Source organism: Chelativorans sp. AA-79 (assembly GCF_029457495.1).
GTDB lineage: Bacteria > Pseudomonadota > Alphaproteobacteria > Rhizobiales > Rhizobiaceae > Chelativorans.
Genome location: NZ_CP120361.1, coordinates 2,096,739 through 2,111,794, shown reverse-complemented (window position 1 = coordinate 2,111,794; position 15,056 = coordinate 2,096,739). Strand labels below are relative to the sequence as shown.

Genomic DNA, 15,056 nt, shown 5'->3' with positions numbered 1-15,056 from the left:
TCGAGGCAGTTTGCATTCAGGCCTTTTCCAGCCTTATCCCCGTATCCGCGTCAAAGCACAGGGTCTGCGCCGGATCATATCCAATCCAGACCGTCGATGGATCGCTCGGCATGTCGTGCCGGCTGACCGTGGCGGTCATTCGACCCAGATCGGTGTCGCAATGCAGGACGACCGTCGCGCCGGTCATTTCAGACAGCGCGATGCGCCCTTCGATAGCGGCTCCCTTTGCCGGTTCCGTCCCGATCGACAGCGCCTCGGGCCGCAGCCCCACCACGCAGCCCTGCGGACCCGTCCAGCCCGGCAGCCGAGCGGCCGGCACGAAATTTGCCGGCGGATGACCGAGGAACCCGGCAACGAAGCGGTTTGCGGGTCGATCGTATATCGCTTCGGGCGCATCGAACTGCAGCAGAACGCCGTCCTTCATCACTGCAATCCGGTCGGCGAGCGTCAATGCTTCGGTCTGGTCATGCGTGACATAGACGATCGTCGCGCCCAACTGCCGATGCAGTTCCTTGATCTCGGTCCGCATCTCGATCCGCAACGCATTGTCGAGATTCGAGAGCGGCTCGTCCATCAGGAAGGTGGAGCTGTCACGCGCCATCGCCCGGCCCATCGCCACCCGCTGCCGCTGCCCGCCCGAAAGCGCGCCGGGCTTGCGGTCGAGATAGGGGTCGAGGCGCAGGTTCTTGGCCACCGCCTCCGCGCGGGCATTGCGTTCGGCTCTGGGCATGCCGCGCAGCTCCAGCCCGAAAGCGATGTTCTCGCGCACCGTCATGTGCGGATAAAGCGCATAGTTCTGGAAGATCATGGCGATGTCGCGGTCCTGTGGCGCCAGCTCGTTGGCGCGCCGGCCGGCGATACGGATCTCGCCCTCTTCGCAGGCCTCGAGCCCGGCGATCAGCCGCAGAAGCGTAGACTTGCCGCAGCCAGAGGGCCCGACGACGACGATGAATTCGCCGTCGCGGATGTTCATCGACACGCCATGCAGCACTTGGGGGCCGCCGGCATAGGACTTCCGGATATCGATCAGCTCGATGGCACTCATGCTGCCGTCTCCACCAGAAGCCGCCTCCGGACGATGGCAAGGCTCGGGCGGTCGGTGGTGAAGACCTTCACCCCCAGATGCAGCGCCTTGTCGATCTGGATCATGCTGTGCGCCCCCCAGACCCCGAAGTCGATCCCGGCGCGCTGTACCATCTCCATCAGCGCCGCATCGGCCATGTCCACATCCACCCCGATCTCGGGGATGGCATGGGAGCGGGCAAGCTCGATCACCGCTGCCGGCCCCAATTGCCGCAAGACCGCCGGGCTCACCAGCCACAGGCGCGGCCGGTCACTGGCCACGGCCAGTTCGTCCAGCGTGGCGATCAGGAAGGAGGAAAAACCCGTCCGGCGCAGCATGTCTTCGCGCTCGAGGGTCTCCACGACACGGGGAACGAAACCGGCATAGGGCAGCCCGTCCGCCCCAGGCTTGATCTCGCAGCGAAGATCAACGCTGCTGTTGCGGAAGATGGCGCACAGGTCGGAGAGGGAAATCGGATGCTCGCCTGCCGCGTAGTCGATTGCAGCGGAGCGGATTTCCGCCTCTGTCAGGGCAGCCAAGGCGCCCGTCCGATCAGTGGTGCGGTCGAGCGTCGCATCGTGATGCACCATGATTGCGCCGTCGGCTGTCGGATGGACGTCGAACTCGACTTCGTCCAGAGGCATGGCGGCGGTGGCGGCAAAGCCCCGCGGCGTCGAATCCCCGAATTCGAGGGTCCCGCCACGGTGCGAAGCGATGCGTGTCATTGGGAGTCTCCTCACTTCACCGCGCCCATGGTAATACCGCGCACGAGATGCCGTTCAATCAGCGCGAAACCCAGAAGCACCGGCAGTATCGTCAGGGTGGAGGCCGCCATGACAAGCGGCCAGTCGATGGCGCCTTCGCCGGGATTGATCTTGTAGAGGCGCGCGAGCCCCACCTGCAGCGTATACAGATCCTGCTTGCCGACGGCGACCAGGGGCCAGATGTAGTTGTTCCACTCGCCGATGAAGATGAAGAGTCCCATCGACAGGATCGCCGGCCGCGCGACCGGCACGATCACCCGCCACAACACCTGCAGGGGCGTGGCACCGTCCATATAGGCCGCTTCGTCCAGCGCGCGCGGAATGCCGCGGATATACTGGCGGAGGAAGAAGGCGGCAAAGCCGTTTGACACGGCGGGTAGGATCAGGCCCGCATAGGTGTCGAGCAGCCCGACCCGCGCGAGGTTCAGGTAATTCGGGATCAGCGTGATATGGCTGGGGATCATCAGCGTCGCCACCGTGGCGCCGAACATCAGGTTGCCGCCCGCGAAGCGGTAACGGGCGAAGGCGAAGGCGGCCATGACCGCGAATGCGAGCCCAGCCGTCGTTACCAGCCCCGAGACGATCAGGCTGTTGAGCAGATAGCGGGCGAAATTGTATTGCCCGATGGCCCGCGCGTAGTTGTCCAGGGTGAAGTCGAACTCGCCCCGGTAGTAGGATTCGGCGGTCTGGAAGGACATCCAGATCGAATAAAGAGCCGGCGAAAGGAACAGCAGCCCCCCTGCAAGCGCCAGCGCGACCAGCAGGCGGTTCCTAAGATCCATAGTGGACCCTCCGCCCGATGACCCTGGCCTTGATCAGCGCCAGAGCGATCAGGAAGACGAAAAGCAGCACCGCAAGCGCCGAGCCGGTGCCGATGTCGAACAGCGTGAAGCCGATGCGGTACAGCATGTTGACCAGCATGTCCGTCGCTCCGGCGGGACCACCGCGCGTCATCACGTCCACGACGGTGAAAACCTGGAACGCTTCGATGACGGAGACCACCAGCAGGAAATAGGTGGTCGGCATCACCAGCGGCACGGTCACCCGGCGGAACACGTGCCGGCGCCGCCCCCCATCCACGGCGGCCGCATCGTAGAGTTCCTGGGGTATCGCCTGAAGGCCGGCGATATAGATGATGACGTCATAGCCCAACTGCTTCCAGGTATTGACGAGGATCAGCACCCACAGCGCCAGCTGCGGATCCTGCATCCACATGACCTTCTGCAGGCCGAGAAGCCCGAATCCGGCATTCACCAGCCCGTAATCGGTGGCGAAGACCCAGGAAAAGACGACGGCGATCACGACGGTCGACGTGACGGAGGGCAGGAACAGCGCACCGCGCAGGAGCCGCGAGGGCAACGTCTCGCGCACCAGATAGCTCGCGATGGCCAACGCCAGGGTCAGCCGTAGCGGCACCGAGATGAGCGTGAACACCGCGGTGACTTTCAGCGAGTTCCAGAAATCATAGGAGCTCAGCAGGATGCGGTAGTTTTCGAAACCGACAAAGGGCTTGGTGGGCGACAGGAAGTCCCATTCCCTGAAGCTGAGATCCAGGCTGACGGCGATAGGAATATAGGTAAAAACCGCTATGAAGCCCATCAGCGGCAGAATGAAGAGATAGGGCGTCGCTTTCCGCGCAAAGGACGCACGGGCAATCTGACGGCGGACCTCGACTGGGCCCGCCGCCACTGTGTCGGTCGGCGCGCTCAATTCAGGCGCATCTCTTCCTGGCGGGTACGCTCGGCGAACTCGGCCAGCGCTTCGCTGACATCGCGCTGCCCCAGCGCCATCGCCTGCCAGGTGGGATATTCGGTCGAGCGCATCCAGGTCACGACCGGAGGACGCGGACGCCCCTTGGCGAAGGGCAGCTGGTCGATGGCGACGCGGATACCGGGCTGGGTTTCCAGCGCCTCGGCCGCGACGGGCTGCTCGGTCGTCTTCTTGTTGATCGGCATATAGCCGGTGGCGGCGAACCACAGGGCGTTCGATTCCGGCGAGGCTGCAAAGCTGATGAACTTGTAGGCTGCGTCCTGAACCTCCTTCTCCGCGGAGGAGAGGATGCCGATGCCGGCTCCGCCGATCGGCACGCGGCAGACCTTGTTGCACGGCATCGGCCGCACTTCGAGGTCGTCGCCCACGGCCGACTTGGTGCTGCCGTAGTCGCCGGTCGAGTTCATCAGGATGGCGGCCTTGCCGGCGTAGAAAGCGTCGCGGCCATTGGACTCTTCGGTCACGCCGTCAGGCGAAGCGACCTTTTGCTCATGAACCAGGGAGGACATCCATTCGTATGCCTCCACGGTGTTCGGCGCGTCGATCAGTATCTCGCCGGAGACCGAGTCGATCAGGTCGCTGTCATTCGACATGACCAGACCCCAGCGGGCGAACTGGCCTGGCGCGGCGATGCCGTAGATGCCCTCGCTGCCCAGCTTCTCGGTCACGGTTTTGGAAACTTCGAGGATATCGTCGAAGGTCTTCAGCGACGGCTCCTCGGTATAGCCGGCGCGCTCCAGGATCGCCTTGTTGAAGTAGAGCACCGGGGTCGAGTTGTTGAACGGGATGATGTAGTTCTTGCCTTTGTACACCCCGACTTCACGGGCGTAGTCGAACAGGTCGTCCTTGAGCGGATCCGCATCGAGATAGGGGGTGAGGTCGATGAGCACTCCGCGTTCGGCGAACAGGCCGTAGCGAGTGACCTCCATGATCACGGCGTCGGGCGCCTGGCCGGCCGGAATGGCGGCCTGCAGCTTGGCGACGATATCGTTGTAGTTGCCGATATGTTCGGCCTGGATGTCGATATCCTGGTTCGCAGCTTCGAACTTTTCGATGATCTGATCCAGCGCCTCTCCAGAAGCACCACTGAAGCTGTGCCAGAATTCGACCGTCGTATCAGCCAACGCCGGCGCGGCGGCGAAGGCCATAATTCCCACCGAAAGGGTGAGCTTACGCAGGGTTCTCATGTGTCATCCCGTTTGTGAGGTTCGGCGCTGAAGCTGCCATCGATGGATGACATCTCCGCAACAGTTTTTCGAAAGTTCGATGACGAGACGACAGCGCCGTCGAACCAGGCGGTGGTCTGCTGCTGCCCAGGGCGGGTTTGGTCGCAAAAATCGGAGCTGAAGAGGCTGAAATCCGCTTCATGGCTCACTCGAGCCGCTGCCATAGGATGCGGTGAGAGGAGCCCGGACGCCGACTTCAAGAGCCGCGCTTCGGTGAGGGCCGGCCAGGCCACGATCGCGAACAGCTCGCATTCCGGTACGATTCGGCAGGATCCGCGCAACAGTTGCGCAATTTGCATCAAAACGTCCGATCTTTGCAATTTTATTCACCTGCACACCTGTCCCATACTGGCCACGCCCACAAGGGAGGAAAACATGCAGCAACTTCGTATGCGCGATCTTTGCGCCGCGAGCGCCATTGTGCTGGCCGTCGCGATCGGTCCGGCCCAGGCCGGCAAGAATGACGACACGCTTCGGGTGGCCATGGCCGAGGAGATCTTGAACCTCGACTACAACTACACGACCAAGCGCGAATACATCATCCTTGCCCAGCTCACGGACGCGACGCTGTTCAACATCGATCCTGATACGGCCGAGATCGAGCCGTCCGTGGCGACGAGCTATGAATTCATCGACGACACCACGCTCGACGTGACGCTGCGCGACGACGTCAGGTTTCACGACGGTTCGAAGCTCACCCCTGAGGACGTCGCCTACACCTACAACTGGATCAACAATCCGCAGAGCGAATCGAACGCCTCGGGCGTCGTGGAGCGCTGGCTGGACCACGCGGAAGTCACCGGCCCGAACACGGTGCGCTTTCACCTGACCTCGGTCTATCCGCTGGTGCTGCGCGACATGGGCGCCCGCATCATGCTGCGCAAGGCCGGCACCTATGATGCAGGCGGCACCGTCGACCGCGATGCGATGGCCAATCGCCTGATCGGCACGGGCCCATACAAGGTCGTGTCGTTCGAGCCTGGCACGGAACTCGTTCTCGAGCGCTTCGACGGGTATTTCGGCGAGAAGCCCGCGATCTCCAAGATCGTCGTGCGCAACATTCCCGACATCGGCACCCAGCAGGCAGAACTGATGTCGGGCGGTGTCGACTGGATGTTCAAGGTTCCCCTCGATCTCGCCGAGAGCCTTGGGGCGACACCGATGGCCGAGCATCTGAGCGGCCCCGACCTGCGCATCGGCTTCCTGGTTCTGGATGCCGCCGGCTATACCGACAAGGATGGGCCGCTGACCAACGTGCTCGTCCGCCGTGCGATCAATCATGCGCTCAACACTCCGGAGATGGCGAAGTTTCTTGTCGGCGGCTCCGCCGAGGCCATCCACACGGCCTGCCACCCGGCCCAGTTCGGCTGCGACCAGTCGGTCACCGCCTATCAGTACGACCCGGAAAAGGCGCGCGCACTGCTGGCCGAAGCCGGTTACGAAGAGGGCTTCCCGCTCGAACTTTGGGCCTATCGCGACAAAGCCGCAGCCGAGGCGATCGCCGCGGACCTCGAAGCGGTGGGGATTGATGTCGACCTGCGCTACGTCAAGCTCGAAAGCCTGAATCAGGCGCGCGCCAAGCATGAGATCCCGGCCTATTTCGGCACATGGGGCTCCGGCGGCACGGCGGACACCGCCGCGATTGCACGCATCCACTTCGCCGATACCGACCGCAACCTGTCGGGTGATGCGGAGCTCGAGGAGATGGTGCTCGCGGCCGAACGGACCAACGATCCGGAAGAGCGCAAGAAGCTCTACAGTGAGGCGCTCGGGCGCATTGCCGACCAGGCCTATTGGGCGCCGCTCTTTTCCTACTCGGCGAACTACCTCGTCTCGCCGGACCTGAACTTCCCGCTCGACCCGGACGGCCTGCCCCGGCTTCAGAATTCGAGCTGGAAATGAGCCGGGCAAGGCGGCGGGAGACCTTCCGTCGCCCTTCCGGCAGGATTGGACCATGCTGAGATATATCGCAATGCGGGGGCTGCTCGCCCTTCTCGTCGCCTTTACCGTGTCGCTCGCCACGTTCTTCCTGCTGAACGTGGCGACCGATCCGGCACAGGCCATCGCAGGCGAGGATGCGCCGCCCGAGGTTGTCGAATCCATCCGCGCGCGCTATGGCCTCGACCGTCCCCTTCCCGTCCGCTACGCCGACTGGCTCGGCGGCGTCGTCACCGGTGATTTCGGTGAAAGCTACTATTGGCACAAACCGGTGGCCGCACTGGTCGCCGACCGCGCCGACGAGACGATAACGCTGGCCCTTTCGGCGCTCGCGGTCACGATCCTGATCGCCATTCCGCTGGGCGCGCTCGCAGCGCTCAACCCGAACAGCTGGATCGACCGTTTCGCGCTCGGCGTGGCCGTCTCGGCGCAGGCGGTGCCGAATTTCTGGCTCGGGCTGATCGTGATCATCCTGTTCGCCGTGACCATCCCGATATTCCCCGTCTCGGGCGACGACAGCTGGCGGCACTACGTCCTGCCCGCCTTCGTTCTCGGCGCCTCCTCCGTTCCCGCCGTGATGCGGCTCACCCGCACCGGCCTGATCGAGGTGATGGGCGCGGACTATATCCGCACCGCCCGCGCCAAGGGCTTCCGCGGCTGGCAACTCCTGCACCGCCACGCGCTGCGCAATGCGCTGCTGCCCGTCATCTCCGTTCTCGCCGTTCAGCTGGGCCAGAAATTCGGCGGCTCGGTCATCACGGAGAGCATCTTCGCGATCAACGGGCTCGGCCGGCTGGCGCTGGAATCGATCCTCGGCGCCGATATCCCGACCGTGCAGATGCTGATCTTCGTCTTCGCGATCGTGTTCGTTGCCATGAACCTGCTTGCCGACATTCTGAATGCGGCGCTCGACCCGAGGATCCGCATCGGATGAGCGACACCGACATCACCTTCGCCGCCGTCGAGGCCGACAGCGAACCCGAGGCGCTCACGCCCGGCGAGATCATCCGCCGGCGCATGGCCGGGCATACCGGTTTTCTGATCGGTGCCGGGCTGATCGCGCTGATCGTCTTCGTTGCGATTTTCGCGCCGATGCTCGCGCCTCACGATCCCTTCCAGCAATCGCTCTCGACACGCATGCTGCCACCCGTCTGGTCCGAAGGCGGCACCTGGGACCACCTGCTCGGCACGGACCAGAATGGGCGCGACTATCTGAGCCGCCTGATCTACGGCACGCGCGTGTCGATCACGATCGGCCTTGGTGCCGCGACCATCGGCCTTCTGATCGGCGTCACGCTGGGCGTGCTTGCGGGCTATTTCGGCGGCTGGGTCGACCACGTCGTCAGCTTCCTTTTGACCGCTCAGCTTGCTCTGCCCGGCCTGTTGCTGGCGATGGCGCTGGTCTTCATCATCGGCCCGTCTATCTGGGTGGTGATCGGCATCGTCGGCGTTCTGCACTGGACCTATTATCTGGTTGTCACACGATCGGCGACACAGCGGATACGCAGCCTCGATTTCGTTGCGGCGGCAGCCGCCTCGGGCGCCGGGTCACGCCAGATCATCTGGCACGAGATCCTGCCGAACCTGGCCTCGCAGATCATCGTGATCTTCACCTTCGAGCTCGGCATCGCCATCCTCGCGGAAGCGAGCCTGTCCTTCCTCGGTGTGGGCATCCAGCCGCCGACCCCGTCCTGGGGATTGATGATCGCCGAAGGCAAGCAGGCGATGTTCTACCGCCCCTGGCTCGTCGTCCTGCCCGGCATCTGCCTGTTCCTGCTGGTGATCGGCGCCAATCTGATGGGTGACGGGCTGCGCGACATCACCTCGCCGGAGGGCCGCAACGGATGACTCGTCTTCTTGAAATCCGCGGCCTCTCGGTCGCGCTGCCGCTGCCGTCGGGAACCCTGCACGCCGTGCGCGAGGTCGACCTTGCGCTCGACCGCGGCCAGTCCATCGGCATCGTCGGTGAAAGCGGCTCGGGCAAGTCGATGACCGCGCTTGCCCTGATGCGGCTCCTGCCGCGCGGCGCCCGCTCCACCGCCGGCCGGCTTGAATTCGACGGCATCGCCCTGGGGTCACTTGAGGAGTCCGCCTTCACGCGGGAGATCGCCGGTCCGCGCATCGGCATGATCTTTCAGGAGCCGATGACCTCGCTCAACCCGGTCTACACCATCGGCCGGCAGATGACCGAAGCGGCCGTCTCCCGCGGGCTTCTCTCCACGTCGGAGGCGCGCAACAAGGCGCTCGACCTGCTCGACCGTGTGGGCATTCCCGATCCGCAGATGCGCCTTGGCCAGTTTCCGCACCAGATGTCGGGCGGGCAGCGCCAGCGCGTGATGATCGCCATGGCGCTGATGCTCGATCCGGAGCTCCTGATCGCCGACGAGCCGACCACCGCACTCGACGTGACGGTGCAGGCGCAAATCCTCGATCTGCTCGACGGTCTTCGGCGCGAACGCGAGATGGCGATGATCCTGATCTCGCACGACCTCGCGGTGGTTGCCGAGCGCACCGACACGGTGGCCGTCATGTATGGCGGCGAGATGGTCGAACAGGGCTTGGCCGGCGACGTCCTGCAAGCACCGGCGCATCCCTATACGCAGGCACTGCTGCACGCCATCCCGCAGCTTGGCGGCACGCCTTCGCGCCTTGCTTCCATTCCGGGAACCGTGCCCTCGCTGATGCGTTTGCCGAGAGCCTGCGTTTTCGCGCCGCGCTGCGAGCACCGCCGGGAGGAGTGCACCGTGGCACCGCCGCCGTCACGCACGGGCTCGCGCGACCACACATGGCGATGCGTCCTGAAGGCACCACCGAAGACGAGCCGCGGCACGGACCCGTTGCATGGATCTGGCGCGGCAGAAGACGCCGACATCGTCATCGCCGCAAAGGATGTGACCCAGGTCTTCACCGTCCGCAAGGCGCTGTTCGCGCCGAAGCGCTACATTACGGCGCTCGACCGCGTGTCGCTGGAGCTGCGCCGCGGCGAGACGCTCGCCCTGATCGGCGAGAGCGGATCGGGCAAGTCCACCCTCGCCCGTATCCTGCTCGGCCTTGCACAACCGGCTTCCGGCGGGGTCATGATGCTCGGCCGCCCGGTGGCCGAACTGTCGCCGACCGAGAGGGCGAGCTTCGTCCAGCCGGTCTTCCAGGACCCCTATTCCTCGCTCAATCCGCGCCGCCGCCTGTCGGAGATCATCGCCCGTCCGCTCCGGCTGCGCGGCGAGCGGGACGCCGCGGCGCGCGATGAGGCCGTTGCGGAAGCCATGGACCTCGTCCGCCTGCCGAAGCGGCTCCTCCACGCCTATCCCTCGCAGCTTTCCGGCGGGCAGCGCCAGAGGGTCGCGATCGCCCGTGCGCTCGTCACCCGGCCCGAAGCACTGATCTGCGACGAGCCGACATCGGCGCTGGACGTTTCCGTCCAGGCCCAGATCCTGAATCTGATCGACGATCTGCGCGCCCAAATGGGCCTGACCTGCCTCATCATCACCCACGATATGGCTGTCGTGCATCAGGTAGCCGACCGTGTGGCGGTCATGTTGCAAGGCCGCATCGTTGAGGAGGGGCCGGCATTGCGCGTACTCACCGCACCGGAAAACGACTACACTCGACGGCTTTTGGCCGCCGCGCCGCGGTTCGAGGCAAATCCCCTTCAGTTGGAGGTCGCGCAATGAATGTGCTCGCCCCGGGCCTGACGCCCCTGACACTCTTCTCGCGCGAGACGCTCTGGCAGTCGTGGCTCGACATCGAGGCTGCCCTTGCGGAAACGCAGGCCGAGCTTGGCATCATCCCCGACTGGGCGGCGAAAGACATTCGCGCCGCCGCCGTCCTCGAGCAGATCGGCGTCGAGGCTCTGGAAGCCGACATTCGCCGTACCATGGCGCCGATCCTGTCGCTCACGCGTCTTCTCGGCAAGGCTGCCGGCGAGGCTGGCAGCTACGTCCACTGGGGCGCGACGACGCAAAACGTGATGCAGACAGGGCGCATCCTGCTGATCCGCGAGGCCGACCGCGCCATAAGACAGGCGCTGTCGACCTCGCTCGACATGCTGGCGGGACTCGCCTCCGAGAACGCGGACACGCTGACGGTCGGTCGGACCAATCGGCAGCATGCGGTTCCCATCACCTTCGGCTTCAAGGTGGCGGGCTGGATCGAGGAAATGGCCCGCGCGGCCGAACGCCTTGACGGCGGCGGGGAACGGCTCTTCGCACTGCCTTTCGGCGGCGCCGTCGGCGCGATGCACGCTTTCGGTGCCCAGGGCCGCGAGATCAATCGCAGGCTCGCCGCCCGCTTGGGCTTGCGCGAATTGCTGGTGCCGGGCCGTGCCGTCAACGACCTCTTCGCCGATTATGTCGTGCAGCTTTCCCTGTTGGCCATGACGATCGAGCGGATCGCCTCCGAACTTTATCTTCTGATGACGCAGGAAATCGGCGAAGTCTTCGAGAAGCTCGATTCCGGAACGGTAGGTTCGTCGACCATGCCGCACAAGGTCAATCCGAAATTCGTGATGAAGGTCCTTGCCGAGGCCGCCGAACTGCGAGGGCTTGCGGGCACGGCACTGGAGACCGGACGGTCGAGCCATGAAGGCGACGCGGCGGTCAACCAGCTCCTGAGCTCGGTGCTCGACCGCGCCATACCGCTCGCCTGGACACTGGCCGAGAATCTCGACCGGCTTCTGTCGCGCATCGCGGTCGACGCCGAGCGCATGGCGGAAAACGCGCGGATAAGTGGCGGCGCCATCGCCACCGAGAAGTTAATGATGCTGTTGGCACCGAAGACCGGCCGCGCGGCCGCGCACGACCTGATCCATCACGCGCTCGACGGCCGCCTGCAGGATCCACACGACATCGCCGGAGCGCTGGCTGCCGACGAGGCGATCGGCGCGTACATGCAACCCGGTGAGATTCGCGCGACCCTCGACCCCGCCGGCTACTGCGGAGACAGCGCGCGCATCGCCTGCGAGGCAGCGGAGATGGCGAGGCGGCTCGCGCGCGTGCTTGCCGCGGCCTAAATCAGGTAGAGCGTCTCCGCGATCTCGGGATGCGCGGCGCGCTGATCGTCCAGATGGGCGCTCAGCGCGTCGAGGAAAACCTCCGACAATTCCGCCCGCGGCCCTTTTGCGTGGACGCTTGCATAGGTCGTCCAGTGGTCGCCTTCGAGCGGTCGCACGACCATTCCGTCCCTGGCAGCGAAGGGCATGCAGACCGGGTCGATCAGCGTGAGCCCGAGGCCCTGTCGGACCATCTCGACGGTCACGAGGGTCGAACCGGTCTCGAAGGCGATGCGCGGCTTGAGCCCCGCCCCGCCCATCACCTCGTCGAGCCGCGTGCGCCAGCGCTGGCCGAGCGCCAGCGTCACCAGGTTCTCCTTTGCGAGCTCGGAAAGGGTGATTTCCGGCCTGGCCGCCAGCCGGTGCGCACCCGGCATCAGCACGGAGAGCCGCGCGCGCAGCAGCGGCATGATGTCCAGCGGAATGATCTCGTTTTCGACCGGAAGCGAGATGAAGCCGAGATTGTAGCCGCGCGCCGCCACCTTGCTCTCGATCTCGAACCGGCTCTCGATGTGCAGGGTGCATTGAAAATCGAGGCCCGACCGGCGCAGCCGCGCGATTGCCGGAACGACCAGCGCGCTGGCGAGCGGTGCCGCCGTCACGACGGACAGCCAGTCGCGTGCCCTGCGCCGAATGTCCTGCGCAATGAGTGGGATCTCGTCGAGCCCGTTCAGCGTGTTGGATATCTGCCGGTAGAAGAGTGCGCCGTCCTCGGTGAGCTTGAGGTTGCGGCGTGAACGCGAAAATAGCGCGAGCGAAAGCTGTCCTTCGAGTTGAGCGAGAAGCCTGCTCGCCGCCGATGGAGAGAGATTCAGCCGGTTCGCCGCCTCCGAAAGCGATCCCGTCACGACAATGTGCCGAAACAGGATGAGGCTGCGAAGGTTCATGAGGCACTCTTCAATTGCAGAAAGCGCAACAGTCTTGGCTAGAAGTGTATTTTTGTCAATTAACGGGGTTGCGAATTCAGGGGCCGAAGGCACCGGTGAAAGCGGCTAACTCTCGCCAAGCACGGCGACCGGCCAATCGGCCACGAGCGCAGGCTTGTCTGCGCATTCGACAACGCCGTGAAGAAGGAGCCTCCATTGACCCGCCCTCCGCTCGGTGCACTCCGGGCGGGCTGACATTGACCGATCCCGCCGCCGGCTCCCCTGTCCATTGCACCACGCCTTGCGTTCAGACCAGCCCTTTCTTCTCCATCATGGCGTCGGGACTGGGCAGCCGGCCACGAAACGCCTTGTACAGCTCTTCCGGATCGGCCGAGCCGCCGCTGGAATAGATGAATCGGCGCAGCTTCTCCGCGGTCTCGGGATCGAACGGATCGCCTGCTTCCTCGAAGGCGCGGAAAGCATCGGCGTCGAGCACCTCCGACCAGAGATAGGAATAATAGCCCGCCGAATAGCCGTCTCCCGAGAAGACGTGGAGGAAATGCGGCGTGGCGTGGCGCATCGGGATGGCCGCGGGTTTGCTCAGTTTCTCCAGCACCTCGGCCTCGAAGCGCAGCGGCTCTTCCGGCGCTTCTCCGCTCGCATGGAAGGCCATGTCGACGAGCGCTGACGCGGTGAACTCGACCGTTGCGAAGCCGGCGCCGAAATTGCGCGCGGCCCTGATCTTCTCCAGGAGCTCCGCCGGCATCGGCTCGCCGGTTTCCACATGGCGTGCGTGCTCGGCAAGCACCTGCGGCACGCCGAACCAGTGCTCGAAGAGCTGCGATGGAAGCTCCACGAAATCGCGTGCCACGGCCGTTCCGGCGATGGAGGGCCAGGTGACATCGGAAAGGAGGCCGTGCAGCGCGTGGCCGAATTCGTGGAAGAGCGTGCGCGCATCGTCGGCCGAGAGCAGCGCCGGCTTGCCCCTGGGCGGCTTGGCGAAGTTCATCACATTGTAGATGATCGGCTTCTGCCCTTCGCCGAGCCTATATCCCGACCGTAACGAACTCATCCATGCGCCGGAGCGCTTCGACGAGCGGTTGAAATAATCCGCGAGGAAGACGCCGCGCTCCGACCCGTCGTGATTCCTCACCTTGAAGACGCGCACATCCTCGTGCCAAGCGGGCACGCCCTTCTGCTCCTCGAAGGTGAGGCCGAAGAGGCGTCCCGCCACGTCGAAGGCAGCGGCGATCACGTTCTCCAGGGCGAGATAGGGTTCGAGCGCGCCGTCCTCCAGCGCGAAGCGCTCGGCGCGCAGCTTTTCGGAATAATACCGCCAGTCCCAGGCGGCGATTGCATGGTTGTGCCCCTCGGCCGTGGCGAGGCGCTGCAACTCCTTCTCGTCGGCCGCCGCCTTTTCCCGCGCCTTCTCCCACACGGGCTCGAGTAGCTTCATCACCGCGTCCGGCGTTTTCGCCATCGTGTCGTCGAGCTTATAGGCGGCATAGCTGTCATAGCCGAGCAGCTTCGCCTTCTCCGCACGCAGCTTCAGTGTCTCGCGCACAATTCCCGTGTTGTTCGCGTCGTTCGGGTTTCCGCCGCGGCGCACGAAAGCCTCCAGCACCGTTTCGCGCAGGTCGCGGCGGGAAGAGAAGGAGAGGAAAGGCTCGGCGATCGAGCGCGAGAGGGTGACGGCGTAGCGCCCCGGCTGTCCGCGCGTTTCGGCCGCTTCCGCCATGGCGCTTCTGAGGGACGCGGGCAGCCCGCCGAGATCGCCCTCATCGAGGAAGAGCGCCCATTTGCTCTCGTCGGAAAGCACGTTCTGGCCGAAGCGGGCGCCAAGCTCGGCGAGCCGCTCGTTGATCTCAGCCAGCCGCGCCTTGCCCGCCGCATCGAGCTTGGCGCCGCCATGAACGAAGCGCTTCCACGTCTTTTCCAGAACCCGCGCCGTTTCCTTGTCGAGGCCCAGCGCGCCCCGTTTCGCATGGAGCGCGTCGATGCGCCCGAAAAGCGCCTCGTTCATGAAGAGGCGCGAATAGTGGCGGGCCATGCGCGGCGAGATCTCGCGCTCCAGCCTCTGGATCTCCTCGTTCGTGTGCGCGCCCGCGCGGCACCAGAAGATGGCCGAAACCCGAGACAGCGGTTTGCCGGAAAGTTCCAGCGCGGCCAACGTGTTGGCGATGGTCGGCTCCTCTCCGTTGCCTGCGATGGCCACGATCTCGGCCTCGTGCGCGGCAAGTGCGGCGTCGAAGGCCGGTGCAAAGGCCGAATCCTCGATGCGGTCGAATTCCGGCAGGCCCAGAGGGCCGGACCAGGCGCTGAGTGGGCCGGTCGAAAGATCGACCGCCGATGAGGATGAAGCCATGGAAACCTCGCGATGCG

13 protein-coding genes are annotated in these 15,056 nt (G+C 64.8%); 5 read left to right on the top strand and 8 right to left on the bottom strand.

From position 1 onward, the window contains the following. Positions 1 to 16: 16 nt before the first annotated feature. The 6 genes from PVE73_RS10200 to PVE73_RS10175 form a co-directional block, all read right to left on the bottom strand. Positions 17 to 1,045, bottom strand: coding sequence for an ATP-binding cassette domain-containing protein (locus PVE73_RS10200; RefSeq protein ID WP_277366830.1), 1,029 nt, complete (start codon positions 1,043 to 1,045; stop codon positions 17 to 19). After that, the gene (locus PVE73_RS10195) at positions 1,042 to 1,788 is read right to left on the bottom strand and encodes a glycerophosphodiester phosphodiesterase family protein (protein ID WP_277366829.1); all 747 of its coding nucleotides are present in this window, start codon (positions 1,786 to 1,788) and stop codon (positions 1,042 to 1,044) included. Before PVE73_RS10195 ends, PVE73_RS10200 begins: the two co-directional genes overlap by 4 nt. An 11-nt stretch (positions 1,789 to 1,799) precedes the next feature. Next, on the bottom strand, positions 1,800 to 2,609 hold the full coding sequence (locus PVE73_RS10190; RefSeq protein WP_277366828.1) for a carbohydrate ABC transporter permease: 810 nt from the start codon (positions 2,607 to 2,609) through the stop codon (positions 1,800 to 1,802). Continuing rightward, the gene (locus tag PVE73_RS10185; protein WP_277367408.1) at positions 2,599 to 3,426 is read right to left on the bottom strand and encodes a sugar ABC transporter permease; all 828 of its coding nucleotides are present in this window, start codon (positions 3,424 to 3,426) and stop codon (positions 2,599 to 2,601) included. Before PVE73_RS10185 ends, PVE73_RS10190 begins: the two co-directional genes overlap by 11 nt. Positions 3,427 to 3,533: 107 nt before the next feature. Then, positions 3,534 to 4,745, bottom strand: coding sequence for an ABC transporter substrate-binding protein (locus PVE73_RS10180; protein WP_277366827.1), 1,212 nt, complete (start codon positions 4,743 to 4,745; stop codon positions 3,534 to 3,536). A gap of 35 nt (positions 4,746 to 4,780) precedes the next feature. Then, positions 4,781 to 5,122, bottom strand: coding sequence for a hypothetical protein (locus PVE73_RS10175; RefSeq protein WP_277366826.1), 342 nt, complete (start codon positions 5,120 to 5,122; stop codon positions 4,781 to 4,783). A gap of 76 nt (positions 5,123 to 5,198) precedes the next feature. Here PVE73_RS10175 and PVE73_RS10170 point away from each other — a divergent pair, with 76 nt between their 5' ends. From PVE73_RS10170 to PVE73_RS10150, 5 genes are read left to right on the top strand one after another with little or no spacing between them, the layout of a single operon-like run. Beyond that, entirely contained in the window at positions 5,199 to 6,725 is a 1,527-nt protein-coding gene (locus tag PVE73_RS10170; RefSeq protein ID WP_277366825.1) for an ABC transporter substrate-binding protein, read from the top strand. A gap of 52 nt (positions 6,726 to 6,777) precedes the next feature. Then, entirely contained in the window at positions 6,778 to 7,695 is a 918-nt protein-coding gene (locus tag PVE73_RS10165; RefSeq protein WP_277366824.1) for an ABC transporter permease, read from the top strand. Further along, the gene (locus PVE73_RS10160; RefSeq protein ID WP_277366823.1) at positions 7,692 to 8,609 is read left to right on the top strand and encodes an ABC transporter permease; all 918 of its coding nucleotides are present in this window, start codon (positions 7,692 to 7,694) and stop codon (positions 8,607 to 8,609) included. The genes PVE73_RS10165 and PVE73_RS10160 overlap by 4 nt, the downstream gene beginning before the upstream one ends. Continuing rightward, entirely contained in the window at positions 8,606 to 10,432 is a 1,827-nt protein-coding gene (locus PVE73_RS10155; RefSeq protein ID WP_277366822.1) for an ABC transporter ATP-binding protein, read from the top strand. The genes PVE73_RS10160 and PVE73_RS10155 overlap by 4 nt, the downstream gene beginning before the upstream one ends. Next, a complete protein-coding gene (locus PVE73_RS10150) occupies positions 10,429 to 11,769 on the top strand; it encodes a lyase family protein (RefSeq protein WP_277366821.1) in 1,341 nt (446 codons plus the stop codon). Before PVE73_RS10155 ends, PVE73_RS10150 begins: the two co-directional genes overlap by 4 nt. Here PVE73_RS10150 and PVE73_RS10145 read toward each other — a convergent pair. Together PVE73_RS10145 and PVE73_RS10140 are read right to left on the bottom strand one after the other, a co-directional pair. Then, positions 11,766 to 12,695 (bottom strand): LysR family transcriptional regulator, encoded by a 930-nt coding sequence (locus PVE73_RS10145; RefSeq protein ID WP_277366820.1) that lies wholly within the window; start codon positions 12,693 to 12,695, stop codon positions 11,766 to 11,768. The two genes, PVE73_RS10150 and PVE73_RS10145, sit on opposite strands and share 4 nt — an antisense overlap. A 286-nt stretch (positions 12,696 to 12,981) precedes the next feature. Then, positions 12,982 to 15,039, bottom strand: coding sequence for a M3 family metallopeptidase (locus tag PVE73_RS10140; RefSeq protein ID WP_277366819.1), 2,058 nt, complete (start codon positions 15,037 to 15,039; stop codon positions 12,982 to 12,984). Between the last annotated feature and the right edge of the window lie 17 nt (positions 15,040 to 15,056).